The sequence below is a fragment of the Pannonibacter sp. SL95 genome (genome assembly GCF_026672425.1).
In the GTDB taxonomy this organism is placed as follows: Bacteria; Pseudomonadota; Alphaproteobacteria; order Rhizobiales; family Stappiaceae; genus Pannonibacter.
The window spans coordinates 1,162,769-1,186,850 of sequence record NZ_JAPPRC010000003.1 but is presented as its reverse complement, the minus strand read 5'-3'; the positions used below and the strand labels follow the sequence as shown (position 1 = coordinate 1,186,850).

The following is a 24,082-nucleotide window of genomic DNA, read 5'->3' as shown; positions in this document are numbered from 1 at the left end:
GGGGCTTTCTTCCGCAGATTTCAAGCTTTTCGGCCACATTCTTCAAGCGGGCGAAGCGTCGCGGCGCATGTGCACATGCGGGATGCCATCCTCAAGGTAGGTCTCGCCGTAAGGACAGAACCCGTGCGACGCATAAAACCGCTCCAGATGGGCCTGGGCAGACAGGACGACATCCGCCTCCGGCGACATTTCCCCTGCGCGGGCAAGGCCCTCGCGGATCAGTCTGTCACCGAGGCGCAGCCCCCGAAACGCGGGAGCCACAACAATCCGCCCCAGCCGGACATCAGCTTCCCCAAGGGCTTGCGGGGCAAAGTAACGCAGGCACCCGGCAATCTGTCCGTCCGCCGTCTCGATCAGCAGATGTTCCGCTTTCGGATCGAGACCATCGATCTCCGCGAAGGCGCAAGCTTGTTCGACGACGAAGACCTCGACCCGCAGCTTCAGCAGGTCGTGAAGCCGAAAGACGCCAAGCTCTTCAAACCGGAACCAGCGCGACAGAAGAGTATCAGGCGTCACCTCACGCGTCATGACTGTTGTTCCTTGTCAGTCGGGATCCGCTCATACGTCAGATAGGTCACGTCTGCGGTATCCTGCTCCCCCCTCACCCCGGCGCGGGCCGCCACCTGTCGCCACTGGTCCGGTGAGATGTCCGGGAACCGGGCATCGCCTGCAGGCAAGGCATGGACGCGGGTAATCTCAAGCCGATCCGCATAAGGCATGGCTTCACTGTAGATCTGGCCACCGCCAATCACCATGACCGCTGACTTGCCCGACGTCGTTGCAGCCCGGTCAGCCAGTTCCAGCGCCTCCCCAAAGCTCGAGGCGACAACAACACCTGCGGGGACATCCGGTCTGGTGCGGCTGACGACGATGTTCAAGCGGCCCGGCAGCGGACGGCCAAGGCTTTCGAACGTCTTGCGGCCCATGACAACGGGATGTCCAAGGGTCAAGGCCTTGAAATGCTTGAGGTCAGACGGAATCCGCCAAGGCATCGCATTGTCGGCACCGATGATGCCATTCTCGGCGACAGCTGCAACGAGCACGATGGAGTTCTGCATCTGGACCCGGCTTTCCGTTAACGCGCCATCGCGGCGCGAGCCTTGTCCGGCTGATCGGTGAACACGCCATCAACGCCGGCCTTTTCAACGGCAAGTTTGATCAGCTCGTCAAAGCTGGCAGCAAACGGCGGAAGCCGGTCGGCACGGAACGTGTAAGGATGAACCTCAAGACCGGCCGCCTTGGCGTCGGCCACGAGCGACGTGATCTCGGCCACACCATCCTTGTTCTCGTCGGTCAGGACCTGCGTCAGCGAAGGACCGATCCCGTTGGCAACAGTGGCGATCTGCTTCAGTCCGTCAGGCTTGCGCAGCGCGTCATAGTCAGTGCCCGGCGCCATGTTCCAGGCGTTTTCGCCAATCAGCTGAACCAGCTTTCCCTTGTAGCCCAGTTCCGTCCGTACACGCTTGATTTCATTGAAGTCGAACGACTGCAGGAACACCGGATCCTCCGGGCCATATCCAGCCTCAGCCAGCGTCGCCAGCACGGCGGCAGCCAGATCCTTGCCCTCCGTGCGATGGAACGCCGGCGACTTGAGCTCCGGATAGATGCCGGCAACACGGCCCGTCGACGTGTTCATCCCCTTGATGAAGGCAAGCTCCTCGGCCAGCGTCGGGATGGTCAGGCCGGTTTTCTCGCGCGGGAACCGTCCCTTGAATGCAGCCTCACCCTTCTTGTTTCCGCGCTCCAGCAACTGCAGCTGCTTCAGTTCGGCAAGAGTAAAATCAATGGCATAGAACATCCCGTCGGCCCGCGCACGGCCTGGGAACACTTCTGCGGCATTGGTCGTCGCATCCAGCGTGATGTCATGCAGGACAACCGGCACCCCGTCCTTGGACAGGACGACGTCCTGTTCGATGTAGTCGGCCCCCATGGCATGGGCCATCGCCTTGGCCGGCAGCGAATGCTCGGGGACATAGCCGGATGCGCCACGGTGCGCAATCACAAGGGCTTTCCCAGGGTCGGAGAGCGCCGCATCAGGCAGTGCCAGAACAGGCGCAACCGCCGCAGCCGCGAGAACAAGGCACGAAATCCTGAAACGCAGAGACATGGATTATCCTTCAGTATCAGGTATTTAAGGGGTCAGACGGCGATTGGCGCCTTGATCGCGGGATGCGGATCATAGCCGACAAGCTCAAAATCCTCATAGCGGAACGCAAACAGATCGCGCACTGCCGGGTTGAGCTTCATCTGCGGCAAGGGTCTGGACTCGCGGCTGAGCTGCAGACGCGCCTGTTCGAAATGGTTGGCATAAAGATGTGCATCGCCAAGGCTATGCACGAAATCGCCCGGCTCAAGATCGCAAACCTGCGCCACCATCATCGTCAACAGTGCGTAGGAGGCGATGTTGAAGGGCACGCCGAGGAACACGTCGGCCGAGCGCTGATACAGCTGGCAGGACAGCTTGCCATCGGCGACATAGAACTGGAACAGGGCATGACATGGCGGCAGCGCCATGTTGTCGACCTCGGCCGGGTTCCAGGCGGAAACGATCAGCCGCCGCGAGTTGGGCGAGGTCTTTATCATCTTGAGAAGATTGGCGATCTGGTCGATCGAACCGCCATCCGGAGCCGGCCAGGACCGCCACTGGGCGCCATAGACCGGGCCGAGATCGCCGTTCTCATCGGCCCATTCGTCCCAGATGCTGACCCCGTTGGCCTTCAGATAGGCGATGTTGGTATCGCCGGCGAGAAACCACAGCAGCTCATGGATGATGGACTTGAGATGCAGCTTCTTGGTCGTCACCACCGGAAAGCCGTCGGCAAGGTTGAACCGCATCTGATGGCCAAAGACGGAACGTGTTCCCGTCCCGGTGCGGTCGCCCCGGTCCGTGCCTTCGTCAAGGATGCGGCGCATCAGGTCATGATATTGCTGCAAGGCTGGCCTCGTCTCTCAACGGGTGGCAGAAGCGCGGCTCCAGAGCGTGCCGGGCCGGATCGAAGCTCGTGGCATACAGGCGGAACAGCGCGGTTTCAATTCGCGGTCCCTCCCTTGGCCCGCCATTATCAAGGGTTCCGGCGAGTCGCTCCACAGTCGATTTCATGCCCCCCTTTCAATCGGGGCAACCAGCTTCTATATTGGCGGTGCCGGCTTGCCGGCTATGGCGATAAATTGTCAGTGGAATAAGCCTTTCGGACCCGGGGGCGGTACCCGGCGCCTCCACCCAAGCCCACCCTTTCGGGTGAGTTTCGGCGGGGGCGAAACAGGATCGACGAGGGTGTAAAGACTGTGCTTTCGCTCGGCATGGTACCACCGATATCGGACCAAATCTGTAGTTGCCAATGACAACTATGCTCAGGACGTCGCTCTCGCCGCGTAATGCGGTGCGGGTTGTCCACCTAAAGTCCTGACGGGTAGCACCGGCAGGCGGGGTCCGGAGGCACCTGGCAACAGAAGCCTCCACTTCCTTTTGCCCAGCTGCGCCGTGGCATTTTGCGTCGTACGGGCGGGAAGTTGGAATGAGAACCGGACGCATCGGGCTTCCCTTTTTGGGTCGCAGACGCCAAGGTGCGGCAAGATTTGGATACGATTCCGGCGGACGGCGACCATGGCAGAAGACCTGCTTCGTTATGACATTCTCGTGCAGGATGCCCTTCGCGGGGCGGTGAAGAAGATCCTGGCCGAAGTCGGTCGCACCGGTTTGCCGGGCGAGCATCATTTTTACATCGCCTTCGACACCAACGCTCCCGGCGTGCGCGTTTCTTCGCGTCTGAAGGAGCGGTATCCGAACGAGATGACCATCGTCCTGCAGCACCAGTTCTGGGACCTGGCCATTGGTGAACACGCCTTCGAGGTTGGCCTGTCGTTTGGCGGCATCCCTGAGAAGCTGTTGATTCCCTTCAGTGCAATCAAGGGCTTCTTCGATCCGTCGGTGCAGTTCGCGCTGGAATTCGAGCCGGGCAAGACGGCCGAGCCGCTGCCGGATGACCTCATGGAAGCCGTCGGCGAACTGGCCTCGATCGAGGCTGCCACGAAGCTTGAAACCAAGTCCGAAGACAAGCCGGCAAAGACAAAACGCGAGGCTGCGAGCAAGAGCCAGCCTGCGGACGAGGACAAGGGCGAACCTGACAAGCCGGGTGATGGCGGCGGGGCGGTCGTGTCGCTCGATGCGTTCCGCAAGAAGACCTGACGAGGCCTGCCATGGCCGGTGACATCATCAATCTCCGCCAGGCCCGCAAGCAGCGCGATCGCAAGCAGCGGGAGCTGGAATCGGCGGAAAACCGCCGGAAATTCGGTCGCACCAAAGCCGAAAAGGCACTCGACGAGACCACCGGCCAGAAGGCCGAACGGCACCTTGATGGGCACCGGATCGGGCGGGACGATGGGGATCGGGAGCCGTGAGTTTCGTCAAGCGGTCGGTCAGCCTGAAAGGGCATCGCACATCGATCGCGCTTGAGCCGGAATTCTGGCAAGTCCTTGATGCAATTGCACAATCAGAGCAGCGATCGCTGGCGGGACTGATCGAGCTGATCGACAGCACCCGCGAACCGGACCAGCCGTTGTCCTCGGCGGCCCGCGTGCATGCCTTGCGGCATGTTCTCAAAGCAAAATCAGAAGCTTGAAGCAAAAACGCCGCACCGGTCAGGCGAACCGACATCGGGCGACAAAACCGCGCCAATTTGCCCCCAAAAGCAGGCCGTGATGCGACACATCACGCCCTGAGGGACTTGTGTCAGTTGCGCGGTGCCGGATAGGTGATGACGAGGCCGTTGGGGTCGGTCACATACCGCGGCCCGCGCTGTACGGGAGCTGCCTGAGGCGCCGCCGTCTCCTGCCGTGCCCGCTGCGACGGCGCAGCCGCCACAGGAGCGGGTGCGGTCGCCGGGCGGGTGTTGAGCAGCGGATCACCGCTCTCCAGCACCTGTTGCGTCTGCAAACCTGCACCGACTTCCCGCGCCGGTTCGAGTGGCAGGAGGTTGGCCGGAGCATTGGCCGGCCGGCTTGCGTCCAGGGTCGAGCGGATCTTCGTTTCGAAGTTGAGCAGATCGCCAATGGCATCGCTCGCCTTCTCCGGCTTCGCCTCGGTCCGGGCCGGAGCTGCCGGAGCCGGGGTCGTGGCCGGGCTCTGACCCTGGGCCGGCGCTTCGGGCTGAGGTGCGACGACTGGAGCAAGGCTCGCTGCCCGTTCCTGCTGGCGGCGGAGGGTTTCCTCGCGGAAGTACTTGACCTCCCGCATCAGGCGATCGCGCTCGAGGATCTCGGCCTGCAGCCGTTCAACGCGCTGGACCTCCTGCTCGAAGGATCGCAGGGTCAGGAAGGCGGTGAAGGGAGCAACGTCAATGTCACGCTCCGGTGCGCTGAGTGGTCCGGTAAAGAGCAACGCGGCCTGCGGCTCGGCACCCGCCACCGCATCGCTGCCCGGATCGACCTTGAGTGTCAGGTCACTTTCCACGGTCCAGTCATTGAGATTGACCAGCGCCTGCCCGGTCAGGCCAGCGGCCTCGGCATCGACGGCGACATTGCGCAGGGCGATGCGCCCGCCGTTGAGCGCAAGACTGCCATCGAGGCGTTTCAGCGCCAGTGGTCCGGAATCGAGCTGGCTGGCGAAGACCTCCCGGATCTTGTCATCCTCCAGCGCCAGACCAGCGTCGGCTGCGCGGATGACCAGATCGAAGGCTGCCGGGTTCATGGATCGCAGTTCGGCGTCGGCAAGCTGCAGCGTACCGCCACCGGCAAGGCTGGCGACGAGCGCGGAAATCGACCTGCCAGACCCCTGGAATTCACCGGCCAGATCAAGGCTGCCTGTTGCGACGGCCCGGTCGGACTGGCGCCAGACCAGATCTTCGAGCCTTGCACCGCTGACCTGAACCGTTCCGCTGAGCGAGGCTTCCGGACCGCTTCGGGTGAGAGTGGCCTGACCGGAGACACGCCCCTCGGCGAGACTGGCCTCGACGGCCTCAAGACGCAGCAGATCCGGCTTGAGCCGCAGTTTGGAGGTGAACTTGCTGAAGGCCAGGTCATCCGAGACATAGGCCTCGCCCGCTCGCAGATCGAGGGCGAGGTCGAGCTGCGGGCAGCTGCAAGGGACCGAAGGGTGCCTTCGGCCAGATGCCGCCTTCCTCCGGCTGCAGCCACTGATCAGCGCCCAGAAGCAATTCAGAGACAGCCCTGAGGTCCAGTGCGGAGAAATCCAGTGCGCCAGTCATTCGGCGCAGGCCGGTAGTATCGCCCGGATGCAGGTCGCCTGCGAGCCGGCCGAGAACCTCGACCCCGGCGAACCGCCCCTTGATGTCACTGAGCGTAAGGCTTGTACCTTCGCCGACCAGGTCGAACGCGAAGTCGGCACCGATCTCGCCGGACAGGACCGGAAGCACCTTGCCCCACAACAGGGCGATCGGGGCAAGATCGTCCGCCTTGGCTTTCACCGCGGCAGTGTAGCGCGGTGCAGCCCCCTCGATAACCTGCAGCTCACCGGTAGCGTCGACACGGGCCGTCCCGGCCTTGGCCATGAGGCTCAAGGCCATACCCTCGGCCGGACGGCCATTCAGCCCGACATCAATGGCACCCGCGTCGAGGACACCGTCCGGATCGACGTCAAGGCCAAGCTGGCGTAACAGAACGGCTGCGTCAGGTCCCGCGAGTTCGAGGTTGGCGGCCACGTCGCCCGTCCGCCAGGCATCGGTCCGTCCCGCGAAGCGCGTGGTGAAATCAAGCTCCGCTCCAGCGGTCGTCCCCTTGATGCGCAGTTCGGTCTCGCTGCCATCTCCGGTACCGCGTGCCTCAAGCCGGGCTTCCACGAGCGCCGGAACAAGATGGTCGGCGGCACGTGACAGTTGCTGCGTGAGCGCAGCAGCTGGGGCAAAGTCCTCAGCAAGCGCGACAATCCCGGCCAACGACTTTGCGTCGACAGCCGCCGTGATCAGACCGGAGGGCGTGGAAGCAAGATTTTCGATGGATCCGCTTGCCTCGATCCGCGCCCCGGCGAAATCCGCCGCCGAGAGGCTCGTGATCGTCAGGTCGTCGCCTGAGAGTGACGCAGCGAGTGAGAGAGCCTTGCCCTCGATACCCCGGACCACCAGGTCCTTTGCCGACAGACGAAGCGAGATATCGGAGGAGACCAGCGCGGCAGACACTTCAGGCTGCTGGAGCAAGCCACTCAGTCCGGCCAGTTCATCAAAATCGAGGCGGCTCGCATCCAGCGTGGCGGCAAGCTTGCCACGGCTGGTCCTCGCGCCCTCAAATGAGATTGCACCTGTGGCCCTTGCACCGGCGAGATCCAGTGTCACACCGGTGAGAGACCAACCATCGGGAGCAATCGAGACGCGGCCGTCGATGCCGATGGATCCACCAGCTCCGGCCCCGCCGCCCGTCCGGTTGAGCCAACCCATCAGGGCCTGGGGCTGTTCCGAATTCAGCGACAAGGAACCTGAATAAGAGAGCTCGCGGCTGGTGGAGAACTCGCCCTGGGTCGCAAGATCGGTACGGCCCGGCAGGCGCGATGCCAGACGGGCAATCCGCCAGCCGCCCAAGGCTGTTTCAAGATCAAGCCGCGTCGACTGGATGATACCACCGCCGACGACAATGGCCGGGACATCAAGCCGGACCATGCCTGGCATGGGCGCAACCGGCAGCTGGGTGACGAAGGCCAGCATCTCGTCCCGGGCTGCCGACAGGGCGACAGGCTTTTGCGGGCCTTCGCCGAAGATGCGATCAAGGTCAACCTGCTTGGCACTGGCGGAAATTTCGAACCGGCGCGGCGCCGACAGCTCGACCCGCGCGTCGCCCTTGAGACTGACGGCTCGCTCCTCCGGTCCGATGCGCAAGTCAAATGCCGGAACCTGCAGGCCTCCGGCCGCAAAGAGCACCTGCCCCTCCGCCCGCCAGCTTCCCGCCTCTGCAGCGCCAACAGACGAAACGAGGAACTTGCCGTCGAAGCCCGGAACTCCGGCTTCCTGCTTGAGACTGCCATCGAGCGACAGCTGAACCGGCTGAAGGGCGGGCACGAGGTCTGCGCGCAGGCGCAGCAACCCGTCCGCCTGCCGCTCGCCCGTGTTCAGGCGCAGGGAGTACGGCGTTTCCGTCATGAATGAGGCTGCCGTCGACCTTGAATGGCCCTTTGAGCGAACGGGCACTGACGGCGACGTTGACGTTCTCGACCTTGTGGCTGGAACTGTCTCGCGCATCCAGCAACACGACAGAGCCGTTGTCGATCTCGATCTGGTCGAAGGCGATGTTCTTCGGATCAAGCCGGGAGATCCCGGACGAGCGCGTCTCGTCCGTCAGCCAGTCAAGCCGGCCGTATTCGTCCATCGCCAGGGTGAGTTGCGGCCGTTCCAGCCGCATGTCGAGAACCCGGATTTCGCCCTTCAACAGGGGCGGCAATTCCACCCGCATCTGGAAACGCGAGACGATCAGCAACGGATCTTCGGCCTCGCCGACGCGGACGTCGGTAAAGGTCAGGGTCGGGGCCGGCAGCAGGCTCATGTCCGCCTTGCCGAGCACGGTCACCTTGTGGCCCAGAGCCTCTTCGGCATAGGATTCGAAGGTGGAACGATAGGCTGTCCAGTCGACGAAGAACGGCCCGACCAGCGCCGTCAGCAGCGCCAGAATGATGACCACGCCTGCCGTGATATAGACCGAGTTCAGCTTCGTTCTCCAAGGGCTCTGCCAGGTCGGTGCCAGATGATCCGGACCGGACTGCGGGAAGGATTCGAGCCGATTGCGGCTCCAGTGCGGCAAGGGCGCAGCCAGCTGGCCCGCCCCTGCCGGTTAGACGATGATGATCAGACCGTGACGATCTTGCCCGGGTTCATGATGTTCTGCGGATCGAGCGCCATTTTCAGCGTGCGCATGACGTCCAGCGCCTCGCCATGTTCTTTCTTGAGGTATTTCATCTTGCCCTGACCGACGCCATGCTCGCCGGTGCAAGTCCCCTCCATGTCGATGGCGCGCCAGTTGAGACGCTCGACAAAGGCTTCGGCTGCGGCAATCTCCTTGGGCTCGTTGACATCAACCAGCACCATCACATGGAAGTTGCCGTCGCCCACGTGACCGACCAGCGGTGCCACGAGACCCGAAGCGGCAATGTCCTCCGCAGTTGCAGCGACGCATTCGGCAAGACGGGAAATGGGGACGCAGACATCCGTCGTCACGGCCTTGCTGCCGGGGCGAAGGCCGATACCGGCGAAATAGGCGTTGTGGCGGGCGGTCCAGAGCTTGGTCCGTTCCTCCGCCTGGGTCGACCATTTGAACGCGCCACCGCCACAATCGGCAGCAATGGCCTCGAACAGTTCGGCCTGTTCCTTCACCCCATTCTGGGTGCCGTGGAACTCAAGGAACAGGGTTGGTGTTTCCTCAAGGCCAAGGCCGGAATAGGCGTTGCAGGCCTTGACCTGCAGCGCATCGAGCAGCTCGATGCGGGCAACAGGAATGCCCGACTGGATGGTCATGATGACGGCGTTGCAGGCGCTTTCCACATCCGGGAACGGGCAGACGCCGCCGGAGATGGCTTCCGGCTGACCGAACAGGCGCAAGGTCAGCTCGGTGATGATGCCGAGCGTGCCCTCGGAACCGACGAACAGACGGGTGAGATCATAGCCAGCAGAGGACTTGCGGGCACGGCCACCGGTGTGGATGATCTTGCCCTCGGCAGTCACGACGGTGAGGCCAAGGACGACATCCTTCATCGTCCCGTAGCGCACCGCGTTGGTGCCAGAGGCGCGGGTGGACGCCATGCCGCCAAGGCTGGCATCGGCACCCGGATCAATGGGGAAGAACAGGCCGGTGTCGCGCAGATAGGCATTGAGCTGGGACCGGGTGACGCCGGGCTGCACCACGCAATCAAGATCCTCGGCGTGAACGGCCAGCACCTTGTTCATGCGCGAGACGTCCACCGACACGCCCCCGCCGGGGGCATTGACATGGCCTTCGAGCGACGAGCCTGTGCCAAAGGGAATGACGGGAACGCGGTGCTCGGCGCAGATGCGCACGATCTCGGCGACTTCCGCGGTGCTTTCGGCGAAGACAACGATGTCCGGCGCCTGATTCGGCAGCCAGGACGTGGTATGGCCATGCTGCTCGCGGATGGCGGAGGAACGGGCACAGCGGTCCTGAAACCGGGCGGAGAGTGCCGCACCGGCGGCCTCGATTCCGGCCTCGTTGCGACGGACAAGCACCTGCATGGCTGCCAGGGACATCGGATCCTCCTTCAGTCTTTTTGCCCCGTTTCCAGGGAACCGGGCGAACCCTAGCAAATCCCTCCGCAGCACCAAAGGCTTCATGTTGATCTGATGTGAAATGCTTGGTTCGGTTCGCGGTTTTCGAGGGAGGCTTTCATTGTACCGGCACTGCGGGATGCAGGAGAGCCTGGGGCAGACGTGAAGTGCGGCCATCGGGTGTTCACCGCGCTGTCCCAGCCGTGAGCCGGGATAGCGTGGAGGTGGAGGTCGTCATTCCGGACAAGGTGAGCGCAGCGAAACGCAGATCCGGAATCCAGCGAGCAAGCGCGAGCGCAAGCGAGCACGCAATCAACTCAACACCAAACTCTGACATCAGATCAGTGATGTCGCGCTTCGCGCGGCTGAAGTCTGGATCCCGGATCGGCGCTTCGCTAACGCTCAGCTGGTCCGGGATGACGCCCCGTCCGGCTCAAGGCCGGGACAGCGCGGAGGGAAGCACTCCGGACAAGGCGCGAGAGGCACCCGGGGGAGCCTCTCCTGCCCTAAGGTCAGACCGGCTTGGTCGCGGCCTCGAGCCAGATGCGGGTGCGGGCGTCGAGGTAGGGGCCGACCTCCTCGTTGACGCGGGCATGGTAGCGGTTGAGCCAGTCGCGCTCCTCGGCGGTCAGGAGCGCGGGCTCCACGAGGCGGCGGTCGATGGGGGCGAGGGTCAGCGTCTCGAAACCGAGCATCGGACGTTCGCCGTGGGCGATGTCGCGCGCCTCGGTGACAAGCTCGAGATTCTCGATGCGGATGCCGTACTCGCCAGCCGGGTAATAGCCCGGCTCGTTCGACAGGATCATGCCCGGGCGCAGTGGCTGGGTGCCGGTCTTGGCGATCCGCTGCGGCCCTTCATGCACGGACAGGAAGGAGCCGACGCCGTGGCCGGTGCCATGGTCATAGTCGAGACCGGCCTTCCACAGGGCGATGCGGGCGAGCGTATCGAGCTGCGCACCCGTCGTGCCAACGGGGAAGCGGGCCGTAGCGATGCCGATATGGCCCTTCAGCACCAGCGTGAAATGCCGCTTCATCTCCGCCGTCATCTCGCCCACCGCAATGGTGCGGGTGATGTCGGTGGTGCCATCCTCGTATTGGCCGCCGGAATCGATCAGGTACGGCCGGCCGACGGGGATCTTGATGTTGCTCTGCCGGTTGACCCGGTAATGGCAGATCGCGCCATTGGCACCGGCGCCGGAAATGCTGTCGAAGGAAATGTCCTTGAGCACGCCGGTGTCGACGCGGAAGCGTTCCAGGGCTTCGGCAGCGGAGATTTCATCGAGGGTACCGGACGGGGCGTGTTCATCCAGCCAGCACAGGAACCGGGCGAAGGCGGCAGCATCGCGCAGATGTGCAGCGCGGGCGCCAGAAATCTCGACCGGGTTCTTGATCGCCTTGGGCAGCAGGACCGGATCCGGCCCCTCGACCAGCTTGCCGCCGGCCGATGTGATGCAGGTGGCGATGGCCTCGCCAGCCAGATCCGGGTCGACCAGCACGCTCTGGCCGGCCGCACCCAGCGCCGTCAGGGCGGCCAGGAAGCCGGAGGGCTCGGCGATATCTGTCAGCGTGGCCAGCGTGTCGCGGACGGTGTTGGACAGCTTGCGCCCGTCGATGAAGAGCTGTGCCTCGCCCTTGGCCGACAGCACGGCGAAGGACAGCGGGATCGGCGTGTGCATGACATCAGAGCCGCGGATGTTGAACAGCCAGGCGATGGAATCAGGCTGGGTGATGACCACGGCGTCGGCGCCGGCCTTGGCAACCGCTGCGGCGATGCGGGTGATCTTGTCCCTCGCCTCCTCGCCGGCCTTGTCCATCGGCTGCAGGCTGACGGCACCGATCGGCGCGGCGGGACGATCGGCCCAGACCGCATCGACCGGGTTGTCCGAGACAGCCACCAGTTCGGCACCGGCAGCCGTGCAGACCTGGCGCAGGCGGCGGGTGCCGTTCAGCGTGTGCAGCATCGGATCAAAGCCAAGCTTCATGCCCGGCTTGAGGCGGGCGGCGAGCCAGTCGGCCGGCGGGGCCTCGATCAGGTGATGCGGCTCGAACAGGGCACAGTCGACCTCGTCGCGCACCTGCAGGGTGTAGCGGCCGTCGATGAAGATCGCGGCCGCATCGCCGAGCACGGCCGCGACACCGGCCGAGCCGGCAAAGCCGGTCAGCCATTGCAGGCGGCAGTCGCAGGGCGGGACGTACTCGCCCTGATGCGCATCGGCGCGGGGAATGAGGAAGCCATCCAGCCCGCGGCGGGCAAGTTCGGCCTTGAGTGCGGCAAGCCGTGGGCGGCCAACGCTCGGATCGGTGAGGGTGTCAAAGGTCTGGAACATGGCTGAAGACTAGCCAGAGGCGCCGCGCCGCGCAATCCAAATGCTCAGCAGCGCGACCGGGAAATGGTTAAGAATCAGTTCTCTGCTGCGTCGCAATACAATCAATTCGCACATGCGAAATCCGCAGGGCAGTCATGCGAAACCGTGCCTTTTCGTGCGGGGTGCCGAGGCGCATATTCGGATCAATAGCGACCGGATGCTCCGGTCTTTTCTGAAAGATGGAGTAACACCATGGCTCTTTCGACCGCCACCTCGACCGGCCTCATCGGTGAAGGCCGCCGCCCGGCCCGCAGCCTGTTCCGCCGCGCCTTCGATCACATGATCGCCGCCCGCCAGAAGCAGGCCATGCGTCACGTCAACAGCTACCTGCTGTCGCTCGACGATGCCACGCTGGCGCATTACGGCTATGACCGCGAAGAACTGAAGCGTCAGGGCGCAGCCAGCACGCTGATCTGAGGTTTACACCGACGACATCGGGCATGCCCGACAAAACAGGCGGCATGCGGTTTTTGAACCGCAGCCGCCTTTTTCTTTGCCCTGAGCCGGACGCGAACCCCGCGTCAGTCTGCGTGCACGCCGCCGCGCACCAGGGTCAGCGTGATCCAGCCATTCTTCTCCCAGCGCCGCGCCAGGCGGAAGCCTTGCGTGCTGTAGGCAAACAGGATGCGCGGGCCATCCTCGACGCGCAGGCCTGACAGGATCAGGGTCGCATCGGCAGTCATCCGTGCCGAGATCGACTTCGCCATCTGCATTAGCGGACGTGCGAGGATGTTGGCGATGACCAGATCAAACGGACCGAACCCGGCAAAGCGCTGGTCCTCGACACCCGCTGCCGTGAAGGTGCGGATCAGGTGGGGGACCTCGTTGAGGACCGCATTCTGCTGCGCCGTCCGGGTTGCAACCGGATCGATATCGGTGGCAACGACAACCTGACGGGCAAGCTTGGCGGCGGCAATCGCCAGCACGCCGGTGCCGGTGCCGAGGTCCAGGATCCGGTCGAAGCGCCAGCGGCCGAGCAGCCGGTCGATCTCGCGCAGGCAGCCTTCGGTGGTGCCGTGATGGCCGGTGCCAAAGGCAAGCGCCGCCTCGATCTCGATGCCGATCATGCCCGAACGCAGCTTGTCACGGTCATGCGACCCATGAATGAGGAAACGGCCAGCGGCGACGGGGGCGAGGCCCTCCAGGCTCTTCTCGACCCAGTTCAGATCTTCCAGCAGCTCGGCCTGCGGAACGGCATCAAACGCATCCGGACCAACGGTTGCCAGAAGCTCGGCAATCGCCTCGTCCGGCTCCATGCCGAACATCAGGATCTCGACCGCCCAGGTCTTGCCGTCCGGGGTGAACTCATAGACGGTGACCGGGTTCCCTTCATCCTCGAAGGCCTGCTCGATCACGCCATAGATGCGTTTGGCTTCCTGTTCGTCGGCGGCGATCCGCACCCTGACCGTCTGCATGTTGACCTCTGCCTGATCATGAGGAAAGCGCCGATATAGCCGCAGCCCCGGCAAACAGCCAGCCCAAAGCGCGGGCAGCACGCAGCAAGCGTCAGGCCCGCGGCAGACGCAGCCTGGCGGTGAGCCCGCCACCGGGCGTGTCGCGCAGTTCCAGCCGGCCACCATGGCCCTCGGCAATGGCGCGAGCGGTTGCAAGACCCAGTCCGAAGCCAGTCCCCTGCCCTTCGGACATGGACCGCGCCGCGTCACCGCGCTCGAAGGGCTCGATCAGACGGGTCTTCTCGGCTTCCGACAAACCGGGACCATGATCGCAGACCTCGATCTCGACATGGGTCTCGGTTCCCCGGGCATTCAACTCGAACTGACCAGCATGACGATGGGCGTTGTCGATCAGGTTGGAGACCGCGCGCACCAGTTCGCTTGCCCTTCCATTGACAACAAGGCCCGGAGAGCAGGTGAGGCCCATTGCGACGCCCATGTCCTCATACTGGTCCTGCACGGACAGCAGGAGGCTGGGCAGGTCAACCGGCGCGGTTCGCTCACCGGTACGGCCCTCGCGCAGGAACGTCAGGGCGCCGTTGATCTGTCCTTCCATCACGGCAAGATCCGACAGGTTGCGCGACTTCTGCTCGCCGTCCTCCATCAGATCCAGCCGCAGGCGCAAACGTGTCAGCGGTGTGCGCAGGTCGTGGCCAATGGCAGCCAGCATCCGGGTGCGACGATCGATCAGGTCACGGATGCGGACCTGCATGCGATTGAAGGCGGCAACCGCAGCCCGCACTTCCCGCGGCCCCTTTTCGGCCAGCGGCACCGGCTCGGCTGCGCCCTCGCCGAAAACCGAGACGGCCTGTTCCAGTTCGGACAGCGGGCGAACCAGCGTGCGCAGGGCCCAGATCATCAGCAGAGCGAGGCTGAGAGCCAGAAAGAAAACAACCAGCACATAGGCATTCTTGAAGAACAGCGGCTTGCCCCGCACGGCCAGATGCTCCGCCCGGACACGCGAGCCATCAGCCAGGGCGAATTCCGCGACCAGCTCCCGTTCCGCGCCGAACGGCTGCGCACCGAGCAAACGCATCCCGTTGCTCAGATCGGCCGTGTCGATGGGACGGCGCAAGCGGGCTTCCGGCACGCCGAGCAACGGTTCACCCGGAGCCACTAGAAAGACCTGAAAATGCGAATTTGCAGCGTTGAGCGCCTCGACACGCGCGGCACGGTCCGCGACCGGTGTCTCATTCAGCGTCTGCAGCGTCCCGCCCAGCATAACCATTTCTGACATGGCAGCGGCATGTGGCGGCGCGGGGCGCAGGAGGGAGAAAAAGATGAAAACGAAAGCCGTGATCAGGATCAGCGATGAGACCATCACCAGCATGACCTGTGCAGCAATTCGTTCGGGCCAGAAGTACCGGTACAAGGCCGTCACGCGACACTCACTTCGGCAATGAACTCATACCCGCCCGCGCGTACGGTGCGGATAAATTGGCCGCCCGTCGAAGACGGCTCCAGCTTTGAGCGCAGCCGGCTGACCAGGATGTCGATGTTGCGGCCCGTGGCACTGGTTCCGACGCCGGTGGTCAGGTCGACGAGTTGCTCGCGGCTGAGCACCCGTGCCGGCCTTTCGCAGAACACCTGCAGCAGCGCCAGTTCGGCGGGCGTCAGCGTGACGATGGCGCCGACCGGATTGTGCAGCGTGTGCGCAACACAGTCGAGCACCCAGCCATCGAACTTCAGCCGGCGGCCATGCAGGGACGGTGTCGCAGCCCCCAGTTCCATGCGGCGAAACAGTGCCCGGATGCGCGCGATCAATTCGCGCGGGTTGAAGGGCTTGGCAAGATAGTCATCTGCACCAACCTCAAGCCCGATAACCCGGTCGAAATCGTCGGACTTGGCAGAAACGATGATGATCGGGATGGCGCTGGACGCCCGGAGCCGGTGACAGATGCTGAGACCATCCTCGCCGGGCAGCATGAGATCCAGCACGATGAGGTCGACCCGGTTGGTCGCCATCTGCTGCTCCATCTCGGCACCACTGCGCGCAAGCGATACCCGCCAGCCGTGGCTGGTCAAGTGATGTTCCATCAGAGAACCGATTTCGGGGTCGTCCTCGACGATCAGGATATGTTCATTTGCACGCATATGGCCAATATGCCTATGGACTGTCTTGGCCACAATATTTTTCATCAAAGTTTTTCCGTACTTTTCCGAAGAAATACAACGTATTGCAGTTTTAATTCAGAATCAATAACAATTTAAATACCATATACACGATAAAATAAAACAGAATAACAATATTACTGCCTGATTAGAGGATTAATATCTTAGGAATAAAAGCAAAATTATCGTCTTTTTGGTAAATTTCAGGAGCAAATCTTCTATCGAGAAATAAAAAGCTCCGGATGCTGCCGGAAGTTGGTTCGTCAGACGCAAAGCTGAGGCCAGATTGCCTGCCTGCATTTCCGCTTAGCTAACAAGGGTGCCTTGAAGAGTGGCTTGTGCACAGGATCGGCGCAACCCTCACCCCGTCCCTCGCATCGGGCACGAGAGTGCAAGTTGACGAACAGGGAGACCAGCTCGCCCAAAAACGGCACTGGTACGCGGCAAAGCCCTTGGCTTTCGGCCACGATTCGCGCCATCACGACGGCGCCCGACCTCGACCGGCATGGTCACGCGACACCTGCGCCGCGCTTTCCGTTTAGCCTCGACTGGCCCCGCTCAGTGCCGCTCGACGAAGCTGTCGATCACCCGTTTCTCGCCCGCCTTCTCGAAATCGATCGTCAGCTTGTTGCCTTCGATGGCCGTGATGCGGCCATAGCCGAACTTGATGTGGAACACCCGCTCACCCTTTTCAAAGCTGGACGGGGTCTCGGAGGTGGAGCGGGCAACCAGTTGCCCCTCGATGGTCAGAGGTCCTTGGGCCCGTGTGCGGGAAGAGCGCATGTCGGAGCGGTTGCCATGGTCCTGGCTGCCCGCATCGCGCGCGCGCTGCGCCCGCTGCCAGCCCGGCGTCGAATAGGTATTCTGGAACGGATCGCGGGCATCGAAGCGGGAGACGCCATAGGCGTTGCCGCCACCATAGCCGCCACCACTGTAGCCGCCGTACCGGGTGGAACTTTCGACCACCTCGACGTGCTTTTCAGGCAGCTCGTCCAGGAAGCGCGAGGGGATGCTGGACTGCCAAGAGCCGTGGATGCGGCGGTTGGAGGCAAACCAGATCTTGGCCCGCTTACGAGCACGCGTGATGCCGACATAGGCCAGACGCCGTTCTTCTTCGAGGCCAGCACGTCCGCTTTCATCGAGCGCGCGCTGGTGCGGGAACAGCCCCTCCTCCCAGCCCGGCAGGAACACCGTGTCGAACTCCAGCCCCTTGGCCGAATGCAGCGTCATGATCGACACTGCATCGGCGGCATCGGCCGAATCCCGGTCCATCACCAGCGCAATGTGTTCAAGGAAGCCCGGCAGGGATTCGAACTCCTCCATCGAACGGACGAGTTCCTTCAGGTTGTCGAGGCGGCCCGGCGCTTCGGCAGAGCGGTCCAGCCGCCACATCTCGGTGTACCCGCTCTCGTCCAGGATGATCTCGGCCAGTTCCGAGTGCTTCATGTGAACAAGCTGCGCCCGCCAGCGGTCGAGGCTGGCGATGAGATCCGACAGCGCCTTGCGTGCCTTCGGCTTCAGCTCTTCCGTGCGGCAGAGCTGCGTGGCGGCCTCCAGCAGCGGGATGCGGCTGGCGCGGGCCAGCTCATGCACCAGCTTGAGGCTGGCCTCGCCGAGGCCACGCTTCGGCGTGTTGACGATGCGCTCGAAGGCCAGATCATCCGCCGGCTGCACCACGCAGCGGAAATAGGCCATGGCATCGCGGATCTCGAGCCGTTCATAGAAGCGCGGGCCGCCGATGACCCGGTAGTTGAGACCGAGCGTGACGAACCGGTCTTCGAACTCGCGCATCTGGAACGACGCGCGCACAAGGATGGCCATCTGGTTGAGCGAATGGCCCTGGTTCTGCAGCGCCTCGATCTCCTCGCCAATGGAGCGGGCTTCCTCTTCCGAATCCCAGGACGATGCCACGGTGACCGCTTCGGCTTCCGGGTCCTTGTCGTCGGTGAACAGCGTCTTGCCGAGACGGCCCTCGTTGTGGGCGATCAAATGCGCGGCCGCGCCCAGGATGTGGCTGGTGGAGCGGTAATTGCGCTCGAGGCGGACCACGACGGCGCCGGGGAAGTCGTGCTCGAAGCGCAGGATGTTGTCCACCTCCGCGCCGCGCCAGCCGTAGATCGACTGGTCGTCATCGCCGACGCAGCAGACGTTGGAATTGCCCTGCGCCAGCAGTCGCAGCCACAGATACTGGGCGATGTTGGTGTCCTGGTACTCATCGACCAGCATGTAGCGGAAGCGGCGCTGGTAGTCCTTCAGAACGTCCGGATGCGTCTTGAACAGCGTGATGCAGTGGAGCAGCAGGTCGCCGAAATCGGCCGCGTTCAGCACCGACAGGCGGTCCTGGTATTCGGCATAGAGCTTGCGGCCCTTGCCATTGCCGAAGGCGCGCGCCTCGCCCTCCGGAATGTCTTTCGGTGTCAGGCCGCGGTTCTTCCAGCTGTCGACCACGGAGGCGAACATGCGCGCGGTCCAGCGCTTTTCGTCGAGGCCCTCGGCCTGGATCACCTGCTTCATCAGGCGCAGCTGGTCATCGGTGTCGAGGATGGAGAAGCCCGACTTGAGGCCGACCAGCTCGGCGTGGTTGCGCAGGATCTTGACGCAGATCGAATGGAACGTGCCGAGCCAGGCCATGCCCTCGACGCCCGGGCCGATGTAATGGGCGATGCGCTCCTTCATCTCCCGCGCGGCCTTGTTGGTGAAGGTGACGGCGAGGATCTGGGACGGCCAGGCGCGCTGGGTGGCGAGGATATGCGCGATGCGGGTGGTCAGCACCCTGGTCTTGCCGGTGCCGGCACCGGCAAGCACCAGAACCGGGCCATCGACGGTTTCCACCGCCAGCCGCTGTTCCGGGTTGAGGCCGGCAAGATAGTCAGCGGCAGCCGCCTGAGGCGTCCCCTGCCGCGCCGCGAGCGCCCGGGCAGCAATGCCCCCGCCCTGTGGCCGATGGGCGGGCGCGGGCGTTGACGGACCCTGGTCATAGGCCGCGTCGATCTCGCTCCAGTCGTCGGAAAATCCCGTGGGCACGCTCATCCATCCCGCCGCATGTGGTTACTCACGGAGAACAATATAGCAACAATGACGGCAAGAGCGAGGCGGCTGGGTGTGTTTTCCCGTGGTGCGAGGGGGTAGTGGGGGCTATTCGGCTGTCATGCCAGCGAAGGCGGGGCCAGTAACCACCTGCTTCCAGCCACGCCTGCGGATACTGGATCCCGGTCTTACCGCGTTGCGGCAAACCGGGATGACAGCGAAACGGCATCGCTGAAGTCAGGAAATTGCGCAGTTCCAAAAAACTCAAATTGTCATCCCCGCGAAGGCGGGGATCCAGTAACCACCTGCTTCCAGCTACGCCTGCGGATACTGGATCCCGGTCTTGCCGCGTTGCGGCAAACCGGGATGACAGGAAGATTTCAGACAAGTCCGGGAAACAGATCGCCCCAATCCGGGTTCTGTTCCTCGATCAAGCGGATTTTCCAGGCGCGGTTCCAGCGCTTGAGCTGTTTCTCGCGGTGGATTGCCTGCTCAACATCGTCAAACAGCTCGTAGTAGACGAGCCGGTGAACTTCATAGCGCGCCGCAAACCGGCTTCCGATACCTAGCCGATGTTCGGAGATCCGGCGAAGGAGATCGTTGGTCACTCCGATGTACAGCGTGCCACCCAGCCTGCTGGCAAGCATGTAGACGTAGTAGTGGTGGCCGCCGACCATCCCTCACCCGCCGACCAGGTCAAACCACTCGTCCTCGGTGATGACTTCGATGCCGAGGTCCTGGGCGGTCTTGAGTTTGGAGCCGGCGCCGGGGCCGGCGACGAGGAGGTTGGTCTTCTTGGAGACAGACCCCGCGACCTTGGCGCCGAGCCGTTCGGCCATGGCCTTGGCCTCGTCGCGGGTCATGCGTTCGAGGGAGCCTGTGAAGACGACGGTCTTGCCGGCCACCGGCGAGCCGGAGGCGTCGATCTTTTCGGCGTCCAGCGGGGTGACCTCGGCGAGCAAGGCCGCGAGGGCTTCGCGGTTGTGGTCCTCGGCGAAGAACTGCACCACGGCTTCGGCCAGCGTCTCGCCGATGCCGTCGACGGCGTTGAGATCGGCCCAGGCGTCGCTGGCGTGATCGAGCGCTGCCGTCATCGCGGCCTCGAAGGCGCCCCAGGAGCCATAGGCGCGGGCGAGCAGCTTGGCGTTGCCCTCGCCGACATGACGGATGCCGAGGGCGAAGATGAAGCGGTGAAGGTCGATGCGGCGGCGGGCGTTGATCGCCTCGAACAGGTTCTTGGCCGAGACCGCGCCCCAGCCGTCGCGGTTGCGCAGCTTGGTGAGCGCCGCCTTGTCGCGCGCCTCCAGCGTGAAGATGTCGGCCGGCGTGCGCACCAGCCCTTCGGCGAAGAAGGCGTCGATCTGCTTGTCGCCAAGGCCCTCGATGTCGAAGGCATTGCGCTGGACGAAATGCTTCAGCTTCTCCGAGGCCTGCGCCGGGCAGATCAGGCCGCCGGTGCAGCGGCGCACCGAATCAAGCCGGCCGGTCTTGGCGTTTTCCTCGCGCACCGCATGGCTGCCGCAGGCCGGGCAGACGGTGGGGAAGACGTAAGGCTGCGCATCGGCAGGCCGGCGGGCAAGGTCGATGTCGACGATCTGCGGGATGACGTCGCCGGCGCGCTGGATCATCACCGTGTCGCCGATGCGCAGGTCCTTAGCCCCACGGATCGGCTCGCCGTCCATGCCGATGGCCTTGATGTAATCCTCGTTATGCAGCGTGGCGTTGGAGACGACGACGCCACCGACGGTGACGGGCTCGAGCTTGGCCACCGGCGTCAGCGCGCCGGTGCGGCCGACCTGGATCTCGATGTCCTTCAGCACCGTGTAGGCCTTTTCGGCCGGGAACTTGTGCGCGATCGCCCAGCGGGGCGAGCGGGAGACGAAGCCGAGGCGCTGTTGCAGGTCGAGCCGGTCGACCTTGTAGACGACGCCGTCGATGTCATAGCCAAGGCCGGAGCGGTCCTCCTCGATGCCGTGATAGACGGCGAGCAACTCCTCGACACTGGCGCAGCGCTGCGTGCGTGGGTTGACCGCAAAGCCCCAGTCGGCAAAGCGGCGCACCATGTCGAACTGGGTCGCTGCCGGAACCTCGCTCATCTCGCCCCAGGCATAGGCGAAGAAGCGCAGGGGCCGCGAGGCGGTGATCTCGGGATTGAGCTGGCGCAGCGAGCCGGCGGCGGCATTGCGCGGATTGGCGAAGGTCTTGCCGCCGTTGGCCGCCATGCGCGCGTTGAGCGCGGCAAAATCGGCGTGTGACATGTAGACTTCGCCGCGCACCTCGACCACCGCCGGAACGCCGGCGGGCAAACGGTGCGGAATGTCGGCAATGGTGCGGGCGTTGGCGGTGACGTTCTCACCCACCGTGCCATCGCCGCGGGTGGCGGCGCTGACCAGGACACCGTTTTCGTAGCGCAGCGACAGGGACAGGCCGTCGATCTTCGGCTCGGCAACCACCACCAGATCGCCCATCAGCGGATCGAACTTGAGGAAGCGGCGGACGCGGCCGACGAAATCACGCACATCCTCGTCGGTGAAGGCATTGTCGAGCGACAGCATCGGCGCCTGATGCGTGATCTTGCCGAAACCGTCGGCAACGCCAGCGCCCACCCGCAGGGACGGGCTGTCCGGGCGCACCAGATCGGGGAACCGGGCCTCGATCTCCGCATTGCGCCGGCGCAGGGCGTCATAATCGGCATCGGAAACGGTCGGGGCGTCTTCGGCATGATAGCGCCGGTCATGGCCGGCGATCTCGGCGGCCAGACGCTCCAGTTCGGCGGCAGCCTCCTCACGGGTCAGGTGGTCGGCAGCGATGGCAGCAAGGGTCGTGTCGGTCATGATCGGTCCGAAGGCTGGCGGGCGCGCGGGGCGGCACGGCGTATCGCAGCCGGGTTAGCGGAACAAATACGGCAGCTCAAGCGTTACCACCCCGAAGACAGGATTTAGGGCACACCGAAAAGGAGACCACAATGGCCTACAGGACTCATGAAACCGATGGTCAGAGCAACAACACCCGCATGATCTGGTTTATCGCCGGAGGCGTGCTGGTGGCTGCGGTTGGCGCAGGGCTCTACGCCTACAACGGTGGCTTTGCCGAGGAGGACAAGGTGTCGATCGAACTGACCGTCCCGAATGTCGATGTCCCCAAGGTTGAATTGCCGAAGGTGGACCTGCCCCAGCTTCAGACCGAACCGATGCGTACGCCCACCGTCAAGTAGCGGGCGCGCGCCCTACCCCGCCGTCTGCGCAATCAACCGCGCGGCGGCGGCCCGGGCTTCGTCGGTGATGACGCTGCCGGCCAGCATCCGGGCGATTTCCTCGCGGCGATGGGCCTCGTCAATCGGAGTGATGCGGGTGGCGACACGTTCGGGGGCAACCTCTTCCTTGGCGATAAGGAAGTGCCCATCGGCCCGCGCGGCCACCTGCGGCGCATGGGTGACGGTCAGGACCTGAACGCTGCGGGCAAGGCGCGCAAGACGCCAGCCGATGGCTTCAGCAACAGCACCGCCAACACCGGTGTCGATCTCGTCGAAAACGAGCGTCGGTACGGACCCGCTGTCGGCCAGCGACACTTTCAGCGCCAGCAGGAAGCGGGAGAGCTCGCCGCCGGAAGCGACCTTCATGATCGGCCCGGGCCGGGTGCCCGGATTGGTCTGGACCCAGAATTCCACCATGTCGACGCCGGTCGCGGTGCGGTTGTCAGCGTCGCTGGTGATCTCGACAATGAAGCGGGCCCGTTCCAGCTTCAGGGACGGCAATTCGGCAGCAACGGCAGCTTCGAGTTTGCGTGCCGTTGCGGCCCGCGCGGCGGTCAGCTTGCTGGCGATGTCATCAAAGGCCTTGCGCGCGGTGCTGGCCGCGGCGGCCAGCGCATCGAGTTTTTCCTCGCCCGCGTCGAGATCGCCAAGGTCGGCAGCCATACGCGCGGTGAGCGCCGGCAGGTCTTCCACCGACACCGAGAACTTGCGCGCGGCGGCGCGCAGGGCAAACAGGCGTTCCTCGGTTGCTTCCAGTTCGCGCGGATCGAAATCCGTCTGGCGGATCGCGGCTTCAAGCCCGGCGCGGGCCTCTTCCAGCGCATCAAGCGCAGTCCCAAGGGACGATACCGGTCCGGACAGCATCTGCGGCGCCTGATCGGCCTTGCGCTCGAGCCGCCGCATCAGGCTGGCGAGTTCCGGGATCGGCGAGGCCGAGCCATTCAGCGTTTCATAGGCCTCGTTGAGATCGCCGGCGATCTTCTCGACCTGCATCATGGCCGCGCGCCGTTCGGCAAGCTCGGTCTCCTCGCCCGGCTTTGGGGCAAGGCGGGTCAGCTCGTCAACGGAGGCACGCAGGTAATCGGCTTCGCGCCGCGCCGCCTCGATGCGCGCCTTGTGGTCCTTCAGCGCCTTGTCGGCGGCGCGCAGGCGGCCATAGGCGTCGCCGACCGCAGCAACATCACCATCAAGGCGGCCAAAACTGTCGAGCAGCAGGCGATGGCTTTCCGGATCGACAAGCGCGCGCTCGTCGTGCTGGCCATGCACCTCGACCAGCATCAGACCGGCCTGACGCAGCAGACCGACGCTGACCGGCTGATCGTTGATGAAGGCGCGGCTGCGGCCGTCCTGGGTCTGGATGCGGCGCAGGATGACGTCGCCATCATCGGGAACGTCATTTTCGCGCAGGAGCGCACGGACGGGATGGGCACCCGCCACGTCAAAGACGGCGACGACCTGGCCCTGAGCCTCGCCATGACGGACAAGCCCGGCATCGCCGCGCCCGCCGAGTGCGAGCGTCAAGGCATCGAGCAGGATCGATTTACCGGCACCCGTCTCGCCGGTGAGCACGGTCATGCCACCGGAAAAGTCGATGTCCAGCCGGTCGATCAGCACGATGTCGCGGATGGAGAGTGTCGACAGCATGAAAGATGCCCTGCC

At 64.1% G+C, this 24,082-nt stretch carries 20 protein-coding genes and 1 other RNA gene; 6 read left to right on the top strand and 15 right to left on the bottom strand.

Translation table 11 applies throughout. The annotated features are described in order from the left end of the window. Positions 1 to 42: 42 nt before the first annotated feature. Genes OVA12_RS06160 through OVA12_RS06145 form a run of 4 tightly spaced genes read right to left on the bottom strand, consistent with a single transcriptional unit; the run spans position 43 to position 2,934 of the window. Entirely contained in the window at positions 43 to 528 is a 486-nt protein-coding gene (locus OVA12_RS06160; RefSeq protein WP_268135440.1) for a GNAT family N-acetyltransferase, read from the bottom strand. Beyond that, positions 525 to 1,058: a dihydrofolate reductase gene (locus tag OVA12_RS06155; protein ID WP_268135438.1), complete on the bottom strand. Its 534-nt coding sequence runs from the start codon at positions 1,056 to 1,058 to the stop codon at positions 525 to 527. The genes OVA12_RS06160 and OVA12_RS06155 overlap by 4 nt, the downstream gene beginning before the upstream one ends. A gap of 17 nt (positions 1,059 to 1,075) precedes the next feature. Continuing rightward, positions 1,076 to 2,107: a glycerophosphodiester phosphodiesterase gene (gene glpQ, locus OVA12_RS06150; RefSeq protein ID WP_268135436.1), complete on the bottom strand. Its 1,032-nt coding sequence runs from the start codon at positions 2,105 to 2,107 to the stop codon at positions 1,076 to 1,078. A 32-nt stretch (positions 2,108 to 2,139) separates the two neighbouring features. Further along, positions 2,140 to 2,934, bottom strand: coding sequence for a thymidylate synthase (locus OVA12_RS06145; RefSeq protein WP_268135433.1), 795 nt, complete (start codon positions 2,932 to 2,934; stop codon positions 2,140 to 2,142). A gap of 169 nt (positions 2,935 to 3,103) precedes the next feature. On the opposite strand from OVA12_RS06145, the gene ssrA reads away from it, so the two are divergent. The 4 genes from ssrA (at position 3,104) to OVA12_RS06125 (ending at position 4,619) form a co-directional block, all read left to right on the top strand. Then, positions 3,104 to 3,461, top strand: a transfer-messenger RNA (tmRNA) gene (gene ssrA, locus OVA12_RS06140). Between the two features lie 143 nt (positions 3,462 to 3,604). Then, entirely contained in the window at positions 3,605 to 4,186 is a 582-nt protein-coding gene (locus tag OVA12_RS06135) for an SspB family protein (RefSeq protein ID WP_268135431.1), read from the top strand. Between the two features lie 11 nt (positions 4,187 to 4,197). Further along, positions 4,198 to 4,398 carry a DUF4169 family protein gene (locus OVA12_RS06130; protein WP_268135429.1) on the top strand — a complete coding sequence of 67 codons (201 nt, stop codon included), beginning with the start codon at positions 4,198 to 4,200 and terminating at the stop codon, positions 4,396 to 4,398. After that, on the top strand, positions 4,395 to 4,619 hold the full coding sequence (locus OVA12_RS06125; protein ID WP_268135427.1) for a ribbon-helix-helix domain-containing protein: 225 nt from the start codon (positions 4,395 to 4,397) through the stop codon (positions 4,617 to 4,619). Before OVA12_RS06130 ends, OVA12_RS06125 begins: the two co-directional genes overlap by 4 nt. A 110-nt stretch (positions 4,620 to 4,729) precedes the next feature. On the opposite strand, the gene OVA12_RS06120 is transcribed toward OVA12_RS06125, so the two are convergent. The 4 genes from OVA12_RS06120 to OVA12_RS06105 all read right to left on the bottom strand — a co-directional run bounded on the left by OVA12_RS06120 (position 4,730) and on the right by OVA12_RS06105 (position 12,538). Continuing rightward, positions 4,730 to 6,013 (bottom strand): AsmA-like C-terminal region-containing protein, encoded by a 1,284-nt coding sequence (locus OVA12_RS06120; RefSeq protein WP_268137029.1) that lies wholly within the window; start codon positions 6,011 to 6,013, stop codon positions 4,730 to 4,732. A gap of 1,808 nt (positions 6,014 to 7,821) precedes the next feature. Then, positions 7,822 to 8,736, bottom strand: a complete 915-nt coding sequence (locus tag OVA12_RS06115) for an AsmA family protein (protein WP_268135425.1) — start codon at positions 8,734 to 8,736, stop codon at positions 7,822 to 7,824. 44 nt (positions 8,737 to 8,780) lie between these two features. Then, a complete protein-coding gene (locus OVA12_RS06110) occupies positions 8,781 to 10,193 on the bottom strand; it encodes an FAD-binding oxidoreductase (RefSeq protein ID WP_268135423.1) in 1,413 nt (470 codons plus the stop codon). Positions 10,194 to 10,723: 530 nt separating this feature from the next. Further along, on the bottom strand, positions 10,724 to 12,538 hold the full coding sequence (locus OVA12_RS06105) for an aminopeptidase P family protein (RefSeq protein WP_268135421.1): 1,815 nt from the start codon (positions 12,536 to 12,538) through the stop codon (positions 10,724 to 10,726). A gap of 231 nt (positions 12,539 to 12,769) precedes the next feature. Between OVA12_RS06105 and OVA12_RS06100 the strand changes: the two genes are divergently transcribed. Beyond that, on the top strand, positions 12,770 to 12,994 hold the full coding sequence (locus OVA12_RS06100) for a hypothetical protein (protein ID WP_268135419.1): 225 nt from the start codon (positions 12,770 to 12,772) through the stop codon (positions 12,992 to 12,994). Positions 12,995 to 13,098: 104 nt separating this feature from the next. Here the strand turns inward: OVA12_RS06100 and OVA12_RS06095 are convergent, their stop codons facing one another. The 6 genes from OVA12_RS06095 to ligA all read right to left on the bottom strand — a co-directional run bounded on the left by OVA12_RS06095 (position 13,099) and on the right by ligA (position 22,004). Next, on the bottom strand, positions 13,099 to 13,992 hold the full coding sequence (locus OVA12_RS06095) for a 50S ribosomal protein L11 methyltransferase (RefSeq protein WP_268135418.1): 894 nt from the start codon (positions 13,990 to 13,992) through the stop codon (positions 13,099 to 13,101). Positions 13,993 to 14,083: 91 nt separating this feature from the next. Further along, positions 14,084 to 15,412: an ATP-binding protein gene (locus OVA12_RS06090; protein WP_268135416.1), complete on the bottom strand. Its 1,329-nt coding sequence runs from the start codon at positions 15,410 to 15,412 to the stop codon at positions 14,084 to 14,086. Continuing rightward, positions 15,409 to 16,125, bottom strand: a complete 717-nt coding sequence (locus tag OVA12_RS06085) for a response regulator (RefSeq protein ID WP_268135414.1) — start codon at positions 16,123 to 16,125, stop codon at positions 15,409 to 15,411. Before OVA12_RS06085 ends, OVA12_RS06090 begins: the two co-directional genes overlap by 4 nt. 576 nt (positions 16,126 to 16,701) lie before the next feature. Then, positions 16,702 to 19,173, bottom strand: a complete 2,472-nt coding sequence (locus OVA12_RS06080) for an ATP-dependent helicase (RefSeq protein WP_268135412.1) — start codon at positions 19,171 to 19,173, stop codon at positions 16,702 to 16,704. 377 nt (positions 19,174 to 19,550) lie between these two features. Next, positions 19,551 to 19,847, bottom strand: a complete 297-nt coding sequence (locus OVA12_RS06075) for a GIY-YIG nuclease family protein (RefSeq protein ID WP_268135410.1) — start codon at positions 19,845 to 19,847, stop codon at positions 19,551 to 19,553. 3 nt (positions 19,848 to 19,850) lie between these two features. Next, positions 19,851 to 22,004: an NAD-dependent DNA ligase LigA gene (ligA, locus tag OVA12_RS06070; protein ID WP_268135408.1), complete on the bottom strand. Its 2,154-nt coding sequence runs from the start codon at positions 22,002 to 22,004 to the stop codon at positions 19,851 to 19,853. A 131-nt stretch (positions 22,005 to 22,135) separates the two neighbouring features. On the opposite strand from ligA, the gene OVA12_RS06065 reads away from it, so the two are divergent. Further along, the gene (locus OVA12_RS06065; RefSeq protein ID WP_268135406.1) at positions 22,136 to 22,384 is read left to right on the top strand and encodes a hypothetical protein; all 249 of its coding nucleotides are present in this window, start codon (positions 22,136 to 22,138) and stop codon (positions 22,382 to 22,384) included. Positions 22,385 to 22,396: 12 nt separating this feature from the next. On the opposite strand, the gene recN is transcribed toward OVA12_RS06065, so the two are convergent. Then, positions 22,397 to 24,067 (bottom strand): DNA repair protein RecN, encoded by a 1,671-nt coding sequence (gene recN, locus OVA12_RS06060; protein ID WP_268135405.1) that lies wholly within the window; start codon positions 24,065 to 24,067, stop codon positions 22,397 to 22,399. Between the last annotated feature and the right edge of the window lie 15 nt (positions 24,068 to 24,082).